Origin of the sequence: Flavobacterium defluvii (genome assembly GCF_900129555.1) — a bacterium.
Taxonomy (GTDB): domain Bacteria; phylum Bacteroidota; class Bacteroidia; order Flavobacteriales; family Flavobacteriaceae; genus Flavobacterium; species Flavobacterium defluvii.
The window spans coordinates 36,505-56,962 of record NZ_FQWC01000013.1; the positions used below are offsets into that span (position 1 = coordinate 36,505).

At 32.9% G+C, this 20,458-nt stretch carries 19 protein-coding genes; 9 read left to right on the plus strand and 10 right to left on the minus strand.

All coding sequences use genetic code 11. From position 1 onward, the window contains the following. Positions 1-51 precede the first annotated feature (51 nt). From BUC29_RS20250 to BUC29_RS20290, 9 genes are all read right to left on the minus strand, one after another. Positions 52-711: a SanA/YdcF family protein gene (locus BUC29_RS20250; RefSeq protein WP_073418288.1), complete on the minus strand. Its 660-nt coding sequence runs from the start codon at positions 709-711 to the stop codon at positions 52-54. Between the two features lie 123 nt (positions 712-834). Further along, the gene (locus tag BUC29_RS20255) at positions 835-2,862 is read right to left on the minus strand and encodes a M3 family metallopeptidase (protein ID WP_073418290.1); all 2,028 of its coding nucleotides are present in this window, start codon (positions 2,860-2,862) and stop codon (positions 835-837) included. Between the two features lie 36 nt (positions 2,863-2,898). Then, positions 2,899-3,186, minus strand: coding sequence for a type II toxin-antitoxin system RelE/ParE family toxin (locus BUC29_RS20260; RefSeq protein WP_073418293.1), 288 nt, complete (start codon positions 3,184-3,186; stop codon positions 2,899-2,901). Beyond that, positions 3,186-3,413, minus strand: coding sequence for a hypothetical protein (locus BUC29_RS20265; RefSeq protein WP_073418295.1), 228 nt, complete (start codon positions 3,411-3,413; stop codon positions 3,186-3,188). Before BUC29_RS20265 ends, BUC29_RS20260 begins: the two co-directional genes overlap by 1 nt. A gap of 159 nt (positions 3,414-3,572) precedes the next feature. Continuing rightward, the gene (purE, locus tag BUC29_RS20270) at positions 3,573-4,058 is read right to left on the minus strand and encodes a 5-(carboxyamino)imidazole ribonucleotide mutase (protein WP_073418297.1); all 486 of its coding nucleotides are present in this window, start codon (positions 4,056-4,058) and stop codon (positions 3,573-3,575) included. A gap of 114 nt (positions 4,059-4,172) precedes the next feature. Beyond that, positions 4,173-5,327, minus strand: coding sequence for a 5-(carboxyamino)imidazole ribonucleotide synthase (locus BUC29_RS20275; RefSeq protein ID WP_073418299.1), 1,155 nt, complete (start codon positions 5,325-5,327; stop codon positions 4,173-4,175). Between the two features lie 131 nt (positions 5,328-5,458). Further along, complete coding sequence (locus tag BUC29_RS20280; protein ID WP_073418375.1) at positions 5,459-6,010, minus strand: hypothetical protein; 552 nt, start codon at positions 6,008-6,010, stop codon at positions 5,459-5,461. Between the two features lie 30 nt (positions 6,011-6,040). Beyond that, positions 6,041-8,131, minus strand: coding sequence for a TonB-dependent receptor (locus tag BUC29_RS20285; protein ID WP_073418301.1), 2,091 nt, complete (start codon positions 8,129-8,131; stop codon positions 6,041-6,043). A gap of 147 nt (positions 8,132-8,278) precedes the next feature. Beyond that, positions 8,279-9,553, minus strand: coding sequence for a PQQ-dependent sugar dehydrogenase (locus BUC29_RS20290; protein WP_073418303.1), 1,275 nt, complete (start codon positions 9,551-9,553; stop codon positions 8,279-8,281). 187 nt (positions 9,554-9,740) lie between these two features. Between BUC29_RS20290 and hpt the strand changes: the two genes are divergently transcribed. The 4 genes from hpt (at position 9,741) to obgE (ending at position 13,501) form a co-directional block, all read left to right on the plus strand. Beyond that, complete coding sequence (hpt, locus tag BUC29_RS20295) at positions 9,741-10,271, plus strand: hypoxanthine phosphoribosyltransferase (protein ID WP_073418305.1); 531 nt, start codon at positions 9,741-9,743, stop codon at positions 10,269-10,271. A 74-nt stretch (positions 10,272-10,345) separates the two neighbouring features. Continuing rightward, on the plus strand, positions 10,346-10,918 hold the full coding sequence (locus BUC29_RS20300; RefSeq protein WP_073418307.1) for an adenylate kinase: 573 nt from the start codon (positions 10,346-10,348) through the stop codon (positions 10,916-10,918). 203 nt (positions 10,919-11,121) lie between these two features. Next, entirely contained in the window at positions 11,122-12,396 is a 1,275-nt protein-coding gene (locus BUC29_RS20305) for a hemolysin family protein (RefSeq protein ID WP_073418309.1), read from the plus strand. Between the two features lie 103 nt (positions 12,397-12,499). Then, positions 12,500-13,501: a GTPase ObgE gene (gene obgE, locus BUC29_RS20310; protein WP_073418311.1), complete on the plus strand. Its 1,002-nt coding sequence runs from the start codon at positions 12,500-12,502 to the stop codon at positions 13,499-13,501. A gap of 118 nt (positions 13,502-13,619) precedes the next feature. Here the strand turns inward: obgE and BUC29_RS20315 are convergent, their stop codons facing one another. Beyond that, positions 13,620-14,150: an outer membrane beta-barrel protein gene (locus BUC29_RS20315; RefSeq protein ID WP_073418313.1), complete on the minus strand. Its 531-nt coding sequence runs from the start codon at positions 14,148-14,150 to the stop codon at positions 13,620-13,622. 313 nt (positions 14,151-14,463) lie between these two features. Between BUC29_RS20315 and BUC29_RS20320 the strand changes: the two genes are divergently transcribed. The 5 genes from BUC29_RS20320 (at position 14,464) to BUC29_RS20340 (ending at position 20,447) form a co-directional block, all read left to right on the plus strand. Beyond that, positions 14,464-16,608 (plus strand): S46 family peptidase, encoded by a 2,145-nt coding sequence (locus BUC29_RS20320; RefSeq protein WP_073418314.1) that lies wholly within the window; start codon positions 14,464-14,466, stop codon positions 16,606-16,608. Between the two features lie 186 nt (positions 16,609-16,794). Beyond that, positions 16,795-18,150 (plus strand): UDP-N-acetylmuramate--L-alanine ligase, encoded by a 1,356-nt coding sequence (locus BUC29_RS20325; RefSeq protein ID WP_073418316.1) that lies wholly within the window; start codon positions 16,795-16,797, stop codon positions 18,148-18,150. A gap of 171 nt (positions 18,151-18,321) precedes the next feature. Next, positions 18,322-19,011 carry a RadC family protein gene (gene radC / locus BUC29_RS20330; protein WP_073418318.1) on the plus strand — a complete coding sequence of 230 codons (690 nt, stop codon included), beginning with the start codon at positions 18,322-18,324 and terminating at the stop codon, positions 19,009-19,011. A gap of 3 nt (positions 19,012-19,014) precedes the next feature. Next, the gene (locus BUC29_RS20335; RefSeq protein ID WP_073418320.1) at positions 19,015-19,701 is read left to right on the plus strand and encodes a YjjG family noncanonical pyrimidine nucleotidase; all 687 of its coding nucleotides are present in this window, start codon (positions 19,015-19,017) and stop codon (positions 19,699-19,701) included. A gap of 2 nt (positions 19,702-19,703) precedes the next feature. Beyond that, positions 19,704-20,447 carry a hypothetical protein gene (locus tag BUC29_RS20340; protein WP_073418322.1) on the plus strand — a complete coding sequence of 248 codons (744 nt, stop codon included), beginning with the start codon at positions 19,704-19,706 and terminating at the stop codon, positions 20,445-20,447. The last annotated feature ends 11 nt before the right edge of the window (positions 20,448-20,458 follow it).

Sequence of the window (20,458 nt, forward strand, 5' to 3'; positions counted from 1 at the left end):
TTTAATTTTGCTCCAAATGAAAAGCCGAAGTATTACTTCGGCTTTTCTGTTTTATCGTTTATCTTCTTTTGAAAAATTAGAAGGACCGTTAATATTAATTTCATTCCCTAAAAAATGAGGTTCGCGATTTCTCAAAACATCAAGAAAGGATTTAAAAACAGATCCATATTCTCTAAAACATACATAATTGTATCCGAGATATTCACCATTGTTGGCAGAAAATCCAACTGATTTTATACCAAGTTTATTGCCAATATAAATCGCACGATTTAAGTGGTATTTCTGTGATATTAAAGTCGCTTTTTTGATTTTGAAAATATGTTTTGCACGATACATTGTCGAATATGTATCGAAACCTGCATAATCAATAAATATTTTTGTGGTGTCAACACCGTGATCGTAACAATAATTTTTCATTACAGTAAGTTCATCATATTCATCACGGCCATTATCTCCCGAAAGCAGAATTTTATTGATTCGTTTCATTTTATACAGCAAAATTCCAGCATCAAGACGATCTTTTAAATATTTACTCGGCTGATCTCCATTAATTCCAGCGCCAAAAATAATTCCCACATCATTCTTAGGAAACTTTTTTGCCGAATAATAAATGTTCTTTTTAGTAGTAGACTTTACGTAGTAATTCACAGAAATAACGGCAATCAATCCGATGATTGCTAGATAAAGTACTATTTTAAAATATTTTTTCACGGCTTGTATTTGTAAGATTAAGATTTAAAAACACGAAGATAGTTAAAGTAAAACCAAATAAAAAACCGAAGCGTTTTGCTTCGGTTTCTAAAATGTCTAATATTCTAAGAAGTCTAAGAAAGTCTAAACCAATCCTGCTCTTTTTAATAATGCTTCAGGTTTTGGTTCCTGACCTCTGAAACGTTTGTATAAAGTCATTGGATGTTCTGTTCCTCCTTTTGAAAGTACATTGTCTTTGAATTTTTTCGCAATCTCTTCGTTAAAGATTCCATTTTCATGGAAATATTCAAAAGCATCCGCATCCAGAACTTCCGCCCATTTGTAGCTGTAATATCCAGAAGAATATCCACCTTGGAAAATATGAGAGAATGCTGTACTCATAGCATTTTCTTTTACATCCGGATACAATTGTGTACTTGCAAATTGTTCTGTTTCGAAAGCTTTCAAATCTGTAATAGAAGTTGGATCTTGTCCATGCCAAGCCATATCTAATAATCCGAAACTTAACTGACGCAACGTTGCTAAACCTTCCTGGAAACTTGCACTTTCTTTAATTTTTTGAACATATTCAATTGGAATGATTTCTCCCGTTTCGTAATGATTCGCAAACAAAGCCAAAGCTTCTGGCTCATAACACCAGTTTTCCATAATCTGACTTGGTAATTCTACGAAATCCCAGTAAACAGAAGTTCCGGATAAACTTGGATAAACAGTATTTGCTAACATTCCATGTAATCCGTGTCCAAATTCGTGGAATAAAGTCGTTACTTCATTAAAAGTCAATAATGAAGGTTTTGTTTCAGTTGGTTTTGTAAAATTGCAAACGTTCGAAATATGTGGTCTTTCGTTTACACCGTCTTTTACATATTGCGATTTGAATGAAGTCATCCAGGCACCGTTTCTTTTTCCTTTTCTTGGGAAGAAATCGGCATAGAAAATAGAAACTAAATTTCCGTTGGCATCTTTTACTTCGTAAGTCGTAACTTCTTCATGATATTTATCGATATCAAAAACTTCGGTGAAAGTTAAACCGTATAATTTTTTGGCAACCGTAAAAGCACCTTCTAAAACTTTTTCTAACTGAAAATAAGGTTTCAGTTTTTCATCATCTAGATTAAAAAGCTGTTGTTTTAATTTTTCAGAATAATATGCGCCGTCCCATTTTTCTAATTGTTCGATTCCGTCTAATTCTTTCGCGAAAGCAGTTAATTCTGCAAACTCTTTTTGAGCCGCCGGTTTCGCTTTTGCCAATAAATCATTCAGGAAAGAGAAAACTTTTTCCGGACTTTCGGCCATTCTTTCTTCCAGAACAAAATGCGCGTGTGTTTTATAACCTAATAAATTGGCTCTTTCGTGACGAAGTTTAGCAATCTTTAAAACGTTTTCTTCATTGTTGAATTCGTTCTTTTGGAAACCTTTTGCACCAAAAGCAATTGCCATTTTTTTTCGCAATTTACGATTGTCAGCATAAGTCAAAAACGGAACATAACTTGGATGATCCAAAGTAAAAATCCAGCCTTCTTTTTCCTGATTTTTGGCCAACAATCTTGCCGCTTCGATAGTTCCTTCAGGCAAACCAGATAAGTCTTTTTCGTCTGTCAAATGCAATTCGAAATTATTAGTTTCAGCCAAAACATTTTCGCCAAATTGTAAACTCAATTTCGATAATTCTTTGTCGATTTCTCTTAATTGGTTTTTCTTGTCTTCTGGCAAATTGGCACCGTTTCTCGAGAAGCTTTTGTATTTTTTATCTAATAAAGTTGTTTGTTCCGGATTCAGATTCAAACTTTCTTTTTGATCGTAAACTGCTTTTACTCTCGAAAATAAATCAGCATTTAAGCGAATATCATTTCCGAATTCTGAAAGCCAAGGCGAAACTTCCTGAGCAATTTTCTGCATTTCGTCATTCGTTTCAGCCGAATTCAAATTGAAGAAAATACTAGAAAGACGATCTAAAATATCTCCCGAATAATCCATTGCCACAATTGTGTTTTCAAAAGTTGGTGCTGCCGGATTATTTACAATTGCATCGATTTCGGCTTTGGCCAAAGCAATTCCTTCCTGAAAAGCAGGAACGTAATCTTCGATTTTAATCTGCGAAAAAGGCGCTGTATTATGTTTGGTGTTGAAATATTGGGTTAAGACGCTCATATTGTTTGTACTATTTAGAAATATAAAAATAGAAAATCATAATTTGAATTTCTTCGTGTCCTGAAAAGTATTCCAAAAACGAAGCAATTCTAAATTAGTATTTTCGATACGATAATAAAGTGAAATATGTTTAGTAATGACAATTTTATAAACGCTTTTGTAGTTGGTTTTTATAAATAAAACATTGTCATTTTTTAAAAGTTCTATTGTGGTATTTACTTTGTCAATGAAATTTTGAGCAACTCTTTCTGACCATTCAGCTTCTAAATAATCAATGTTGTTCCAAAAGTCTTGTTTAGCTTGTGGAGCCCAAATTACATTCATTACTTAAAATATTTTGAATAACGATTTTTGGTTTCTTCCATAACAACATCATGTGAAATTCCTTCATTATTGTCTAAAGAATAAATAGCCTCATTTATATTGTTTTTTTGTTCTTCAGAAAGACTTTCTTTAGATTGAATGAAGTCAACAATTTCCTGAATTAAATCAGGATTATCAATGTCTAAAACAATTTTAGCCAGCTCTATTTTAGAAGTTTGAATGTTCATTTTGCTTTTTTCTCAAAGTTAGGTTTTTCTTTTAGAAATTTTTATAATGATTAGTTAATTCTTGAAGTAGATGATTTCGCAAAGATTCGCAAAGAAAAAAACACAGAGATTCACAAAATTTTGCGTGTCTCTGTGTCTTCTTTGTGTATCTCTGTGAAATTACTTTTTTAAACCTTCAGCCGCTTTATTAACCGCAGCTTTCAATTCTTCTTTATAAGAAATAATGGTATCTAAAACTTTTTTATCGTGACTTCCGATGATTTGTGCGGCTAAAATTCCAGCATTTTTTGCTCCGTTTAGAGCTACAGTTGCCACAGGAACTCCGCCCGGCATTTGCAGAATCGATAAAACCGAATCCCAGCCATCAATAGAATTACTTGATTTTACAGGAACTCCAATTACAGGAAGCGGAGACATAGAAGCTACCATTCCAGGTAAATGCGCCGCACCGCCCGCACCGGCAATAATTACCGAAATTCCGCGATTGTGTGCATTTTTACTGAAATCGAATAATTTCTCTGGCGTTCTGTGTGCCGAAACGATATCTACTTCAACTTCTACATTAAATTGTTTTAATATGTCGATTGCATCTTGCATAACTGGCATGTCTGAGATGCTTCCCATTATAATAGCTACTTTGCTCATGTTTTTATTTTGTTTCAAGTTTTAAGTTTCAGGGTTCATGTTATTTCTGAGACTTAAAAAAATATTATAGTTTTAAACTGTAAACTGTCAACTGTGACTGCGACTGAAAACTGATTACTGAGAAATCACTTTAATAGTATTCTTAACTTCCTCAGCAATTCGTCTTGCTTCCTGCATATTTTCATTTACGATTGTAACGTGACCCATTTTTCTGAAAGGACGAGTTTGTTTTTTTCCGTAAATATGAGGCGTAACGCCATTCCATCCTAAAATGGTTTCAATGTTTTCATAAACAACATTTCCAGAATAACCTTCGGCTCCGACTAAATTTACCATAATTCCGGCAACTTTACTGTCTGTGTTTCCTAACGGAAGATCTAAGATAGCACGTAAATGATTTTCGAATTGTGAAGTATAACTTGCTTCGATTGAATAATGTCCAGAATTGTGAGGGCGAGGAGCAACTTCATTTACCAAAATTTCGTCATCCTGAGTCTGGAACATTTCAACAGCCAAAAGACCAACATGATTGAATTTTTCTGAAACATTCAAAGCGATTGCTCTGGCTTTTTCAGCGACTTTTTCGTCGATTCTTGCCGGGCAGATTACGTATTCAACCTGATTGGCTTCCGGGTGAAACTCCATTTCTACAACCGGATACGTTTTTATTTCTCCAGATGGATTTCTTACCACAATCACCGCCAATTCATTTTTGAACGGAACCATTGTTTCTGCGATGCATTCTACATTTGGCAAATCGTCCATGTCTGAAATTTGGCGAATTACTTTTACACCATTTCCGTCGTAACCAAATTCAGTGCATTTCCAAACAAACGGAATGGTGATTTCATTATTTCCAACTGAATTTTGCAAATGTGCCGGACTTTCAAAACGTAAATATGATGCGGTAGGGATATTACTTTGAGTATAAAAATCTTTTTGAGTTCCTTTATTCTGAATTCCTTTTAAGGTTTTTGGAGAAGGGTAAACTTTTACGCCTTCATTTTCTAATTGCGTTAAAGCTTCAAGATTTACCAATTCGATTTCAAAAGTTAAAACATCGACTTGTTTTCCGAAGTTATAAACCGTTTCATAATCCATTAAATCGCCTTGAAAAAACTTGTTGCAGGCAATTTTACTCGGCGCTTCATCGCTTGGATCCAGAACGTAAGTTTGTATATCAAATTTGCGGGTATCGAATAAAAGCATTTTACCTAATTGTCCGCCGCCCAGTATTCCTAATTTAAAATCAGAAGAAAAATAATTCATTTTGAGTTGTGTTTTTGCAAAGATACTTTTTAATCTTTTTTTAGCCAAAATTTAGTTTTTTACAGCCACGAATTCACGAATTTTATTAAATCTTTAGTGAAAAATAATTCGTGAATTCGTGGCTATTAAACCTATTTTATTTTTTTTAAAACTTCTTTTGCTACTGCTTTATAAGCGGCAGAATGATCTGCGTAATCTTTGTCGATAATTACTTTAAGTTCAGGATGAATCCAGTCGTAATAATTTCCTAGAATGAATAGAGTACGAATAGAATATGCTTTTGTTGCTACTTTGGTATCGGTAATAAGCCAGTCGAAAGAAGCTTCAATACAGTCCTGAAGATTTTGTTCTGACAATGCAATACTATTTTCGTTTTTTTTATAATGAGATTTTACGAGAAGCTGTACTACTTTTGCAATGGGACGAATTGAACTTTCATCTTTTAGAATTTTTAAGTTTGAACAAAAAAAATCAAGATGCGGCTGAAGCCAAAGTAATTCCTCATAAGATACAAATTCCAGAATCCAACAGGCTTTATGATTGTTTTTGTTTTCGGGCGAAAAAGAAATCGAAATTAATTCTTCAAATAAAGATGGATTTTCAAGAATATCCTGCGCGCACTTTAAACGGTTTTCCCGATAAGCGCTAACATAATCTAATTTTTCCTGTAGCAGAGAAAGCATTTTTTTAGGTTTGGGGGTGATTTCAAGCATCTAAAATAAATAATTTAATGAGATAGTTCCGTAGTAATTTATAGGAAGTCCGGGATAATAGTAACGCGGTGCTGCATTTCCAACTGCAACTCCATTTGGTAAAATTAGTGATGCATATTTTGTATTCGTTACATTGTTTATTCCAGTGGCAAAATGTGTCATTAATTTTGGCAGAATTTCAAATCGATAACCGCTTTTTAAATTTATAATGTTATAAGAATTAGAAAAAGAGGTGTTGGCATCATTCATTGGGATTTTGTCAACAAACTGATAATCGGCTGTAAAATAAAGTCCCAAATTTGTGTTTAAAGTAAATCCGGCATTAATTTTATTGGCAGCAACTCCAGTTAATTTATTTCCCGAATAATCATTTCCGCTGTCTACAAATTCTTTAAATTCATAATTTCCTAAAGATCCGGACAAATAAGAATTGAGAGAAAAGAAACGGTTTATTGACCAATTGTGATTTAAGGTAATTTCGATTCCTTCATGAAAAGTCTTACCGGCATTTAAACCCACATATTGATCGTCACCAACTCTTTTGGCAACCAATAAATCTTTGATTTCCATTCGGTAAACCGCGATTTCTGTATAAAGATTTTTATTGAAGAAATAGAACTTTCCGCCAATTTCAAAATTATAACCATTTTCAGGTTTTATATCAGTATTGATTGTGCCGTCGCTTGTCAAAGTTTCTTCTGTAGCCGGAAGAGAAAACCCCCGGCTTACAGAAAAATAAATCGTTTTTAAAGAATTTGGTTTAAAAAGAAAAGACAATTGCGGCGAAAATATTCCGTCATAACTATAATCCTGATTGGTGTTTTCAGAATAATTGTCAAGATTAAATTTTGTTTTGTTATAATTTAAACCAGCCTGAATTTCAAATTGTTCCGAAAGTAATGTTCTTAATTGAGAAAAGATATTATAAAAATGTCTTTTCTGACCTGTTTCGGTAAGTTGATCGCCTTGTAAACTCCCTAAACCATTATTTTGCTGATACAGATTTTCAAAAGTATTTCCTTTATAAGTATCCGTAAAATATTCAATTCCGGCAATAAAGTTATTTTTGATTTTTCCGATTTTAAAATCTCCCGAAAATTGTGTTCTGGCGCCAGTTGCAAAAGTATATTGACGCAGAATATCAAAAGGCCTTGGTTCGTTGCTGTCTTTATAATTAATGAAAACTGAAGTTGAGTTTTTTAAATTTTGATTTATTGAAAAATCATAAGCCAATCCGCCCAAAGTTGATTTGTATTCTTTATATCCTTTTGAAGCAACCCAGGTTGGCGCGCCAGATTGTGGATTATTTTCAAAAGTTGTTTTATTAATCGAACTCGGAATAAAAGCTTTTAAATAAGTATAATTCGAAAAATAAGTTAGTTTGCTGTTTTTCTTTCTGAACAATTCTCCCGCAAGTGTAATTCCCTCACGATTGTAAGCACTATTTTCACGCCAGCCATCGGTTTTTAAATTGTGATAGCTGATATTCAAACTTCCTGATTTTTCATCTAAACCAAAATTCAGACTATTTTTTAATAATCCAAAAGAACCAAAAACCGAACTTATTCCTGCGCTTTGGTTTCCGTTTTTAGAAAGCTGAGGTGAAATCAAAATTGCGCCGCCCAAACCTGCGCCGTAAACACTCGAAAGCGGACCTTTTATAATTTCGATTTGGTTGAGGTTTTCGAGATCAATATCGTCAATAACCGTTTCGCTATTTCCGGAAGTCAGCGGAATACTGCCGTAAAAGGCCCTGATTTTATTTGTTCCGTAAGTAGTTCGTGCGCCAATTCCGCGAATAGAAATTCGGGTTGTAGTAAAATTAGAAGACTGCATAAAAACACCCGGAATTGTATTGATTACGGTTGAAATATCAGTTGTGTTATTTTGCAGTAAATCTTTTTTGGAAAGAATGCCAATTGAAGCCGGAGTGTTTAATAAATTGTTATTAATATGAAGTGAACTGATGACAATTTCGTTCAGTTTTTCTGTTTTAAGAGAATCAATAGTTTTGCTTTCTTTTTCTTGTGCAGAGATATTCTTAAAAATAAAAAACACAAAAAGAAAAAAACAATGTTTTTTTGATATCATAAATGATTCGGATTAAAGACGGAGTTTTTTTAACACATAGAAACATAGCATTCATTGAGGCAAAAAAGGCGTTTCATTTATTTAACAACTTCTTTTTAAGCAAAAATCTATGTCTCTATGTGTTTAAATATCTGATAGATTTAGAATTTATTTGTTTGCAGTAACTTTCCAAATCGTATTTCCGCTGTCATCATTTACCAAAAGCGATCCGTCGTTCATCACCGTTACAGCAACAGGACGTCCGTAAACTTCAGCTTTGTTTTCATCAGAAATAAATCCGGTTAAAAAATGTTCCGGTTTTCCAGACGGTTTTCCATCTTTAAAAGGAACAAAAACTACTTTGTAACCAGAGATGTTTGTACGATTCCAAGAACCATGCTGCCCAACAAAAGCACCATTTTTATATTTCGCCGGAAAAGCATCTTTAGTATAAAACGCTAATCCAAGAGAAGCAGTGTGAGCACCAACCGGAACATCCGGAACAATGGCTTTTTCAACTAAATCTTTTCTTTCACCTTTCATTCTCGGGTCAGGAATACTGCCAAAATAAGAATAAGGCCAGCCGTAAAAACCATCTTTTTTTACACTCGTAATATAATCCGGAACTAAATCGTCACCCAGATCATCACGTTCGTTAACAGCTGTCCACAGTTCTTTATTAACCGGATTCCAATCCATTCCAACAGGGTTTCTTAACCCGGAGGCATAGATTTTTTCACCTGTTCCGTCAGGATTAATTTCAAGAATTCCGGCACGGCGCACTTCTTTATCTATTCCATGTTCAGCATTATTACTTCCTGAGCCTACAGAAACATAAATTTTTGATCCGTCAAGACTTGCCAACAGGTTTCTTGTCCAGTGATTGTTGTAACCTCCGGCTGGAAGTTCAAGGATTTTTTCTCCTTTGGTTTCTAATTTTAAAGGATTGTTTTTGTATGGATAACGATATAAACCATCAGTATTCGCTACGTAGAAAAAATCTTTTAAAACCAGCATTCCAAAAGGTTTGTTTAAGTTTTTAATAAAAACCTCACGGGTTTCAAATTTTCCGTCTTTGTCTTTATCACGTAAAACCGTAATTTGATTTTTGCTGGCACGTGTTCCGCTTTCTACAACAAAAATATCACCATTTGGTGCGATATATGTCCAGCGCGGATTTTCAAATCCATCAGCAAATTTTGTAACTGTAAAACCTTCCGGGGCTTTTGGTGTAACACCGTTTGGCCATCCAATAACTTTGCTGTTGTTAGTTTTAGATTCTGTTGCATATGGTGGTGGAAGTGTAATATCGCCAATTGCTGTTTTTACAACATTTCCGGGTTGTTTAGCCAGCGCTTCTTTTTCTTCTTTTTTAACCTGACCGTTGCAGGCTGTCATTAATACTAATAATGATATTGAAAATATTTGTATGGATTTCTTCATTGGTATTTTGGGAATTAAATGATTATTCAACAACAATTTAATAAATTTAGAAATAGCATTAAGAAAGCGTTTGTAAATATTAACTGATATTTAACATTGGTAAAAAAGTCATATTGTCAATTGATTTTCATGTGGGCAAATTGTTTGTAATTCTGTATCTTTGTCCATTATTTTAAATTTAAAAATAATGATACAACTTCACGATAAACAATTTGTTCCGTTTATTTCGGCTAAAGAAATTGATTTTGCTTTAACCAAATTAGTGGCACAAGTCGAAGATGATTTTGGAGATGATACTCCAATTTTTATTGGAGTTTTGAATGGCGCATTCATGGTAGTAGCCGATTTCCTGAAAAAATATAAAAAGCCTTGCGAGGTTTCATTTATAAAAATGGCATCGTATGAAGGAACAGAAAGTACAAATTCGGTTAAAGAATTAATCGGGATTAATCAGGATTTATCAGGCAGAAGCGTTGTAATTCTTGAAGATATCATCGACACAGGAAATACAATCGAAGAATTAAAACATTTGTTTAAAGCACAAAATGTAAAACATTTTAAAGTCGCAACTTTGTTCTTTAAACCTGAAGCTTATAAGAAAGACATAAAAATAGATTATATCGGAATTAGAATCCCGAATAAATTTATTGTAGGTTACGGATTAGATTATGATGGTCTTGGACGAAACCTGACTGAAGTGTACAAATTAGCAGAATAATATTAAACAAAACACAACTATATATTCATTTTAAACTTCTTCAAAAAAATAAGAAGTCACAACTCAAACGTATTATGATTAACATTGTTTTATTTGGAAAGCCTGGAGCAGGAAAAGGAACTCAGGCAGAATTTTTAAAAGAAAAATATAATTTAACACACCTTTCTACTGGAGATATTTTTCGTTTTAATTTAAAAAACGATACTGAACTAGGTAAAAAAGCAAGAGTTTTTATGGACAACGGAGAATTAGTTCCTTGCGAAGTAACAACTGCAATGTTAATTGACGAAGTAAAAAAACACCCGGATAGTGCAGGATTTTTATTCGACGGATATCCAAGAACTTTAGATCAGGCTGAGGCTTTAGATAAATTTTTGCCAACAATTGGTTCAAGCGTAACAGCAACAATTGCTTTAGAAGCTGACGACGAAATTTTGGTAAAACGTTTACTTGAAAGAGGGAAAACAAGTGGAAGAGCTGACGATCAGGACGAAGAAAAAATCCGTGTGAGATATCAGGAATACAACGAAAAAACAGCTCCATTAATTGGATATTATAAAGATCAAAACAAGTTTTATGCCGTAGACGGTATTGGAACTATTGAACAAATTACAGAAAGATTAACGTCAGTTATTGATAATTTGTAAAAGCTTCCCGATGATTTCGGGACAATAAAAAACTATTTTTCTATTCATAAAAATGTGCTTTTTATAAGTAAATGTTTTTCTGGGTAGAAAAATTAGTTTTTTCTAAGCTTTCATTTCCTTTAAGTATTAGGAATCAGGCTTAAAAAAGAATAAGAACATTTAATACTTATAACGAACCAAACAAATAACGAATCTACTAAACATTGGAAATACTAATAATATTTTTTCTAATACTATTAAATGGAGTTTTCTCGATGTCTGAAATTGCATTGATTTCGGCTCGAAAAAATAGACTGGAAACCGCAGCAAAAAAAGGAAACAAAAGTGCCAAAACTGCGCTTGATCTGGCTAATTCTCCAAATAAATTTTTATCAACGGTACAAATCGGAATTACCTTAATAGGAATTTTGACAGGTATATATTCAGGCGATAAAATTACTGCCGATGTTGAGGTTTTTGTTGCAGGTTTTGCAGCATTAAAACCTTATGCGCATTCAATTGCAGTAGGAATTGTGGTTGTGGTTTTAACGTTTTTCTCTTTAGTTTTAGGAGAATTGCTTCCAAAACGTATAGGGCTTAATTATCCTGAAGCGATTGCAAAAATGGTTGCTATGCCAATGAAAGTAATTTCAATTATTACGGCACCATTTATTTGGTTACTCACATCTTCTACAGAATTTTTATTAAATATTTTACAGATAAAACCAACTGCAGACGGAAAGGTTACTGAGGAAGAAATTAAAGCCATCATTAAAGAAGGAACCGAGGTTGGTGAAGTACAGGAAATTGAGCAGGATATCGTGGAGCGTGTTTTTCATATTGGAGACAGAAAAGTAAGTTCGCTGATGACACACCGCAAATCGGTTGATATGCTTCCTTTAAATGCAGACAGAGCTAAGATAAAAGAATTAGTAGTTCAGGATTTACATACCGTTTATCCGGTTTACAATGATAATTATGATGATATTGTTGGAGTTGTAACTTTGAAAAATATATTTGCAAATATTGAAAATGACAATTTCGATTTTTCATCCATAATATCTGAAGCTCCGTATTTAATGGAACAGACAACAGCTTATAAAGCTTTGGAAAATTTCAAAAAAACCGGAATTCATTATGCTTTAGTTTCAGATGAATATGGAGTTTTTCAAGGTTTAATTACTTTGAATGATATTTTAGAAGCTTTAGTGGGAGATGCTTCTGAGTTTTACAAAGACGAATTTCAGCTTGTAGAAAGAGAAGACGGTTCATGGCTGGTAGACGGACATTATTCATTGCATGATTTCTTAACTTATTTTGAGTTAGATGAATTAACAAACGATTACGAAGTAAACACCGTAAGCGGAATGATTATGACCGAGCTTTCGCATATCCCAAAAGAAGGAGAAAAGTTAGTTTGGCAAAAATTCATTTTAGAAGTTGTCGACATGGATGGCGTTAAGATTGATAAAGTTTTGGTGAAAGCGCTTAAAGAGTAGAGAGAATTTTGTTTCATGTTTAAAGTTTCAAGTTTCATGTTATTGCATTGCGCAAACTTGGAACTTGAAACCTGAAACCTGAAACTTTACATAAACAAAAACAATGACAGAAGGAAATTTTGTAGATTACGTTAAGATATATGTTTCTTCCGGAAAAGGAGGAAAAGGATCAACGCATTTACATAGAGAGAAATTTATTGAAAAAGGTGGTCCCGACGGTGGTGATGGTGGTCGCGGAGGACATGTGTATTTAGTTGGGAATAAAGGACTCTGGACATTATTTCACTTAAAATTTGCGCGTCATATTAAAGCCGGACACGGTGGAGATGGAGGTTCAGACAGAAGTACTGGTGCTGATGGTGAAGATAAAATTATTGAAGTACCGCTGGGAACTGTTGTAAAAGACAAAGAAACGGGAGAAGTACTTTTTGAAATTACCGAAGACGGAGAAAAAAAGATTCTGGCAAAAGGAGGAAAGGGAGGTTTAGGAAACTGGCATTTTAGAAGTTCAACAAACCAAACACCTCGTTATGCACAGCCGGGTTTACTTGGAATTGAAATGGATGTTATTCTGGAACTTAAAGTTTTGGCAGATGTTGGTCTGGTTGGTTTTCCAAATGCTGGAAAATCTACTTTATTATCTGTTTTAACTTCTGCAAAACCTAAAATTGCCGATTATCCTTTTACGACCTTAAAACCAAATTTAGGAATTGTAGCTTACAGGGATTTTCAGTCTTTTGTAATTGCCGATATTCCTGGAATCATTGAAGGCGCTGCAGAAGGAAAAGGTTTGGGACATTATTTCCTGCGTCATATTGAACGAAACTCAACCTTACTATTTTTAGTTCCGGTTGATACGCCGGATATTAGAGCAGAATATGATATTTTGGTTAATGAATTGACAAAATACAATCCTGAAATGCTTGATAAAGAACGTCTTTTGGTTATTTCAAAATGCGATATGCTTGACGATGAACTTAAAGCAGAATTAAAAGCTGAATTAGATGTTACTTTTAAAGATGTTCCATACATGCTTATTTCGTCTGTTGCTCAGCAAGGTTTAACAGATTTGAAAGATAAACTTTGGAAAATGCTAAACGAATAAAACGTTTTTTCATTATTAAATATAAAACCCGACAATTTATATTGTCGGGTTTTTTACTTCTTGTGCGAAAAAACAAAAAGTATTTAGGATTCTACTTTTTAACTTAAATCCTATGTAATTATAATCCGAAGTTTTTAGAAATTCCAATGTTTACAGTTTTTCCGAAATTAAAACCGAAACGCTGCTCTCTTGCTACTTCTTTTCCGCTAAGATTATCGTAACTGATTCCTCCAATAGAGAAATTTAAACCAAATCCTCTTTTCATATTGATGAATAAAGCCGGAGTTAAACCAGCATAAACTCCTTTAGTTTTGTCAATACTTCTTTCCTGATATCCGGCTCCTAAATCAGCGTAAAAAGAGAATAAGTCAGAAAGAGGCACTGAGTAACGTGTAAAAACACCAACTTTATACGCTTCTTCTCTCTTAGAATTAGATTCTTTATAGTTTAAAATAGAACCTTCAACTCCTAAAGTCCATTTTTCAGAAAACTGATATCCTACTTTTGGAGAAAATTCAAATCCTTCTGTTTTGCTTTCACCGATTTTTTCTGAACCAAATCCAACATTTCCACCTAATAAAATTGAGTTCTTTTGAGCACTCACCATAGTTGTCACTAATAGAACAACTGCAACTAATAATTTTTTCATTTTTATTTTTTTAATTAGAATGGCAAATTAAAGGAATTATTATTTTGTAAGAAATAGATTAATTTATTTTTTTATTATTGAAAGTTAATTTTTACAATTACTTTTAAATTTTAGAATTAAAATTTTATTTAATCTGAAGTTTTATAACTTTAATTGTTTTTTATTTTTTAATATTCTAATAATTTTCCTTTTTTGATAAATTATGAATTTCGCAAAATCATATTCGTATTTATTTAATATGTTTTGTTTTTGACTGAAATGATTATTTTTTTTGCGGAAATGAGTTATATTCGCATAACTTAAACAAAATAACATGAAAAAAATAGTTTTATTCTTGACCATGTGCCTAATGGCTTTTCCTGTGAGAGCCGATGAAGGAATGTGGTTTTTGATGTTTATCGAAAGATTGAACCATAGAGATATGGAAAAAATGGGCTTGCAATTGACAGCCGAAGAAATTTATAGTATCAATCATCATAGTTTAAAAGATGCGATTGTACAATTTAATGGCGGTTGTACTGCTGAAATCGTTTCTAACAGCGGTTTAGTATTAACAAATCACCATTGTGGGTATAATGCGATTGCAGAACTTTCAACTGCAGAACAAAACTATTTGAAAGATGGTTTCTGGGCAAAAGATAAAAGTGCCGAGATGAAACCAAAATCTCTATATGTTCGTTTCTTCGTTCGTATGGATGATGTTTCTAAAAGAATTTTGTCTAAAGTAAATGATACAATGACAGAAACAGAAAGAAATAAAATCATTCAGCAGGAAATCGCTATAATTGAAAAAGAAAATAGCGAAAACGGGAAATACACAGTTTCTGTTCGTCCTTTCTTTCAAGGAAATGAATATTACTATTTTGTTTACCAAGATTATACAGATGTACGTTTAGTGGGAACGCCGCCGGAAAGTGTTGGTAAATTTGGAGGAGATACAGATAACTGGGAATGGCCTCGCCAAACAGGAGATTTCTCTATGTTTAGAGTTTATGCTGATAAAGACGGTAATCCGGCTGCTTACTCAAAAGATAATGTGCCTTTAAAACCAAAACATTATTTACCAGTAAGTTTAAAAGGTGTAAAAGAAAATGATTTTGCTATGATTTTAGGTTATCCTGGAAGAACTAACCGTTGGATGCCGGCTGGTGGAATTGAGCAAAACATAAAATATGCATATCCTGCATGGGTTGAAGGTGCAAAAACCGGAATGGATGTAATGAAAAAGTATATGGATAAAGATGTTGCAGTTCGTTTGCAATATGCATCTAAATATGCTTCTACAGCTAATTACTGGAAAAACCGTCAGGGTATGATCGATGCTTTAACAAAAGCAGGAACGGTAGATACAAAATCAGCGCAGGAAGATAAATTTTATGAGTGGGCAAGTAAACCGGCAAATAAAGAAAAGTATGAAAATGTAATTCCAACTATTAACGATTATTACAGAGAAACTAATTTAAAAGCGCGTCACGATAATTACCTAACGCAAGTTTTACGTACTTCTAGTTATGCTGCAAATCCGGCAAATTTAGGAAATGAATTAATTGCATACTTTAAGGAAAATGATGCAAAGAAAGCTGAGCTGCTGCCAAAGATCAATAAAATGATTGACAATATTTATGGTAATTTTTATGCTCCGCTTGAAAAAGATGTATTAACAGCACAATTGAATTTATATGCTTCTAAAGCTGCTGAATATGGACTTGCTCCAGAGGTTGCAAAAATGAAAACTGCCAATAATGGTGATTTTACTGCTGATGTAGAAAAAGCAACCGAAGTAAGTTATTTTACAACTAAAGAAAAAATATTGGCTTTTATGGCTGATCCAAAACCATTGGCAATTGTACACGATCCTTTGTATATTATTTCTAATGATTTAGTGACTAAATATCGTGCTAAAACAGATGATCAGGCAAAAGCTGATGATGGTTTTGCAACAGCTTACCGTGAACTTGTTGAAGGTTTGAGAGAATCAAAATTAAATGCAATTCAGTATCCGGATGCTAACTCAACTTTGAGATTAACTTATGGAAAAGTTCGCGCTTTACCTGCTGATCCTCGCAACGATGCAGCAATTAATAACTATACAACTATGGAAAGTATGGTTAAAAAGTATAAAGCAGGAGATCAGGAATTTGATTTACCAAAACGTTTGTTAGAATTAAACAAAGCAAAAGATTTTGGACAATATGCTGATAAAGCAGGTTATATGCCGGTAAACTTTTTGACAGATAATGATATTACAGGAGGAAATTCTGGTTCGCCGGTTCTTAATGGAAAAGGAGAGTTAATTGGTCTTGCTTTCGACGGAAATATCGAAGCTATGGCAGGAGATGTTATTTTTGACTCTAAATTACAAAGAACGATCAATGTTGATATTCGTTATGTACTTTGGATTATCGATAAATATGCTGGTGCTAAAAATATTATTGATGAATTGACGATTGTGAAATAATTTTTCAATTCTATTATAAATATTAAACCCGACTGATTTTAAAAACATGTCGGGTTTTTTTGTTACTAATTTATCTATAAAAGGAAATAACACATTTTATATTTCCTTATTTTTGAAAAATAATTATTGAGTTTTATTAGTTATTTCGATTAACCGATTGAACAGTTTAACGATTAAACATTTTAAATGAAAACACATTTCATCGCTATAGGCGGAAGCGCTATGCACAATCTTGCATTGGCATTACATAATAAAGGATATCAGGTTACAGGAAGTGATGATGCTATTTTTGAACCTTCAAAATCAAGATTAGAAAAAAAAGGAATTCTGCCTGCAGAAATGGGCTGGTTTCCTGAAAAAATTACTGCCGACATTGACGCCATAATTCTTGGAATGCATGCTAAAGCTGATAATCCAGAATTGTTGAAAGCGCAGGAATTAGGATTGAAAATTTATTCATACCCGGAATTTTTATACGAACAATCGAAAAATAAAACTCGTGTAGTTATTGGAGGTTCTCACGGAAAAACTACCATTACTTCGATGATTTTGCACGTTATGCATTACCATAATATTGAAGTTGATTATATGGTTGGTGCGCAATTAGCAGGTTTTGATACGATGGTTCACTTGACAGAAGAAAATGATTTTATGGTTTTGGAAGGAGATGAATATTTATCATCGCCAATAGATCGTCGTCCGAAGTTTCATTTGTATCAACCAAATATTGCTTTGATTTCCGGAATTGCCTGGGATCACATTAATGTGTTTCCAACTTATGAAAATTATGTGGAGCAATTTGAGATCTTTATTTCTAAAATTACAAACGGCGGTATTTTAGTTTATAATGAAAATGACCCCGAAGTAAAACGAGTTTCTGAGGCTGCGACAAACCCAATTCGAAAATTACCTTACAGTACTCCGGAATATTCGGTTGCTGATGGTATAACTTTATTAAAAACACCGGAAGGTGATATGCCAATCGAAGTTTTTGGTGCTCACAATTTGAATAATCTTGCCGGAGCAAAATGGATCTGCCAAAATATGGGCGTTGACGAAGCTGATTTTTATGAAGCAATTGCAAGTTTTAAAGGCGCATCTAAACGTTTAGAAAAAATTGCCGAAGGAAAAGGGAAAGTTGCCTATAAAGATTTTGCGCATTCGCCAAGTAAAGTAGCCGCAACAACTAAAGCTGTAAAAGAACAATATCCAAACAGAACTTTGGTCGCTTGTTTAGAATTGCATACATATAGTAGTTTAAATGCTGAGTTTTTGAAAGAGTACGAAGGAGCATTAGAATATGCTGATGTTGCCGTTGTATTTTATTCTCCCGATGCTGTAAAAATTAAACAATTGGAAGAAGTTACTTATAAGCAAATTGCAACTTCATTCAATAGAAAAGATTTAATTATTTATACTAATCCAGCTGAGTTTAAAGAATATTTATTCAACTTAAATCTTGATAATTCTGCACTCTTATTAATGAGTTCAGGAAATTACGGTGGTTTAAATTTTGACGAAGTAAAACAATTGATTGAATAAGGATTAGTCAATTTGAAAATTAATGAATGTGTCAATTGCTTTTTGCAGCTGGCACATTTTTTTATTGAAATTTCCAAATTTATTTAAAGTAATATTTTTCTTATTTTTTAATATATTCGCCATGAAGATTAAGAGGAATGTTTTTCTTCAAATAATTAAATTTTATTTTAAATGAAAACTTCAAATTTCCCTATTACTAATTGGTCAGACGATGATAAGCCAAGGGAAAAATTAATGCTTAAGGGAAAAGTTGCTTTAAGTGATGCTGAATTGATGGCTATTTTAATTGGTTCTGGCAATCGAAATGAATCTGCTGTTGCATTAAGTCAGCGAATTTTAGCTAGTGCGGGAAATCTAAATTCTTTAGGGAAAATGTCTATTTCTCAATTGATGCAATTTAAAGGAATTGGTGAAGCTAAAGCGATTACAATTATTGCAGCTTTAGAATTAGGGCGTAGAAGAAGGGCAGAAGATAAGATAGAGTTGTCAAAAATAACATCAAGCAAAATTGCTTTTGAAATTATGCAGCCTATCATTGGCGAATTATCTCATGAAGAATTTTGGGTGCTTTTTCTTAATAATTCGAATAAAGTCATTTCTAAATCGCAATTGAGCAAAGGTGGAATTTCGGGAACTATTGTTGATACCCGGCTTGTTTTTAAATTAGCACTCGAAAATGGAGCTACAGGATTGATTTTGTGTCACAATCACCCATCTGGCAATTTAAATCCAAGTGATGCTGACAGACAAATCACTAAGAAAATGAAAACAGCAGGTGAGGTTTTAGATGTTAAAGTTTTAGATCATTTGATTATTACTGAAACAAAATATTATAGTTTTGTAGATGAAGGAACATTTTAATCTATGAATACCAACATTACAGACATTTTTTTTGATTTAGATCATACACTTTGGGATTTTGATAAAAATTCAGAAATGGCTTTTGATCGCATTTTTAAGAATAACTTTGGAGAAATTAAAATTCAGGATTTTATCGAAAAATATGTTCCCATAAATCAGGAATGCTGGCGCTTGTATCAAAATGATCAAATTACACATCAGGAATTGCGTTACAACCGATTAAAGTTTTCTTTTGATGCTTTAAATTATGCAATATCAGATGAAAATATAAATCAGATTGCCAATGATTATATTGAATTTCTGACCGATAATAATTATCTTTTTGACGGTGCAATTGAAGTTTTAGAATATTTAAAACCAAAATATAAGCTTCATATTATCACAAACGGCTTTGCAAATGTTCAAACCAAGAAAATTAATAATGCTGCTCTTGGAGGTTATTTTAGTACAATTACAAATTCTGAATTAGCCGGTGTTAAAAAACCAAATAGTATTATCTTTGATTATGCTGTCAATTTGGCTCAGGCATCAAAAGAGAACAGTATTATGATTGGAGACGATCTTGATGCAGATGTTAACGGTGCTTTAAATGCCGGGCTTGACGCTATTTTCTTTAATATAAGAAATATTGAAGTCCCAGAAAATTTTAAACAAATTAACCATTTACTAGAACTAAAAAAATATTTATAATTATGAAACTAAAAGCTTTATTGGCTCTTCTTCTTTGCTCTTTCATTGGATTTTCACAATCTGTTAATGATTACAAAGCTGTGATAATTCCTTTAAAATATGATTTTATTAAAACTGAAAATCAGTATAGATTAGCTACTTTAACAAAATCAAATTTGCTAAAAGCAGGATTTCAGGCTTTTTATACAAATGAGCAAATTCCGGCTGGATTTGACAGATGTGAACTTTTGTATATTGATGTTAAAAAAGACAATGCATTTTTAGTAACAAAGCTTTTTATTCAGTTTAAAGATTGCTACGGAAAAGTGATTTACACTTCTGAAACTGGAAAAAGCAGAGAAAAAGATTATGAAGTTGCCTATAAAGAAAGTCTTGAAAATGCGTTTGTATCTGTAATCGCATTGCATTATGCATACAGTGGAAAATCTGTTTCTACAGTTTCTTCAAATGTTACACAAGCCGCTGTACCTGTTACTGCGGTTGCCAATACTCCAATTGAAGAAAAACCTGTGGCTAATCTATCAGATCCAAATTTATTATATGCACAGCCAACAGAAAATGGTTATCAATTGATTGACAAAACACCGAAAGTGGTAATGAAATTATTAAAAACGTCACGTCCTGATTCTTTTATAGCTATTAAAGACGGAATTCAAGGTTCTTTAAACGCAAAAGATAATCAGTGGTATTTTGAGTATTACCAAAATGATAAATTGGTTTCAGAAAAAATCTCAGTAAAATTTTAAAATATAATTCG

Coding starts and splice junctions, on each gene's coding strand:
- BUC29_RS20255 (WP_073418290.1), bottom strand. CDS start 2,862: ATGAGCGTCTTAACCCAATATTTCAACACCAAACATAATACAGCGCCT.
- BUC29_RS20260 (WP_073418293.1), bottom strand. CDS start 3,186: ATGAATGTAATTTGGGCTCCACAAGCTAAACAAGACTTTTGGAACAAC.
- BUC29_RS20265 (WP_073418295.1), bottom strand. CDS start 3,413: ATGAACATTCAAACTTCTAAAATAGAGCTGGCTAAAATTGTTTTAGAC.
- purE (WP_073418297.1), bottom strand. CDS start 4,058: ATGAGCAAAGTAGCTATTATAATGGGAAGCATCTCAGACATGCCAGTT.
- BUC29_RS20275 (WP_073418299.1), bottom strand. CDS start 5,327: ATGAATTATTTTTCTTCTGATTTTAAATTAGGAATACTGGGCGGCGGA.
- BUC29_RS20280 (WP_073418375.1), bottom strand. CDS start 6,010: ATGCTTTCTCTGCTACAGGAAAAATTAGATTATGTTAGCGCTTATCGG.
- BUC29_RS20285 (WP_073418301.1), bottom strand. CDS start 8,131: ATGATATCAAAAAAACATTGTTTTTTTCTTTTTGTGTTTTTTATTTTT.
- BUC29_RS20290 (WP_073418303.1), bottom strand. CDS start 9,553: ATGAAGAAATCCATACAAATATTTTCAATATCATTATTAGTATTAATG.
- hpt (WP_073418305.1), top strand. CDS start 9,741: ATGATACAACTTCACGATAAACAATTTGTTCCGTTTATTTCGGCTAAA.
- BUC29_RS20300 (WP_073418307.1), top strand. CDS start 10,346: ATGATTAACATTGTTTTATTTGGAAAGCCTGGAGCAGGAAAAGGAACT.
- obgE (WP_073418311.1), top strand. CDS start 12,500: ATGACAGAAGGAAATTTTGTAGATTACGTTAAGATATATGTTTCTTCC.
- BUC29_RS20315 (WP_073418313.1), bottom strand. CDS start 14,150: ATGAAAAAATTATTAGTTGCAGTTGTTCTATTAGTGACAACTATGGTG.
- BUC29_RS20320 (WP_073418314.1), top strand. CDS start 14,464: ATGAAAAAAATAGTTTTATTCTTGACCATGTGCCTAATGGCTTTTCCT.
- BUC29_RS20325 (WP_073418316.1), top strand. CDS start 16,795: ATGAAAACACATTTCATCGCTATAGGCGGAAGCGCTATGCACAATCTT.
- radC (WP_073418318.1), top strand. CDS start 18,322: ATGAAAACTTCAAATTTCCCTATTACTAATTGGTCAGACGATGATAAG.
- BUC29_RS20335 (WP_073418320.1), top strand. CDS start 19,015: ATGAATACCAACATTACAGACATTTTTTTTGATTTAGATCATACACTT.
- BUC29_RS20340 (WP_073418322.1), top strand. CDS start 19,704: ATGAAACTAAAAGCTTTATTGGCTCTTCTTCTTTGCTCTTTCATTGGA.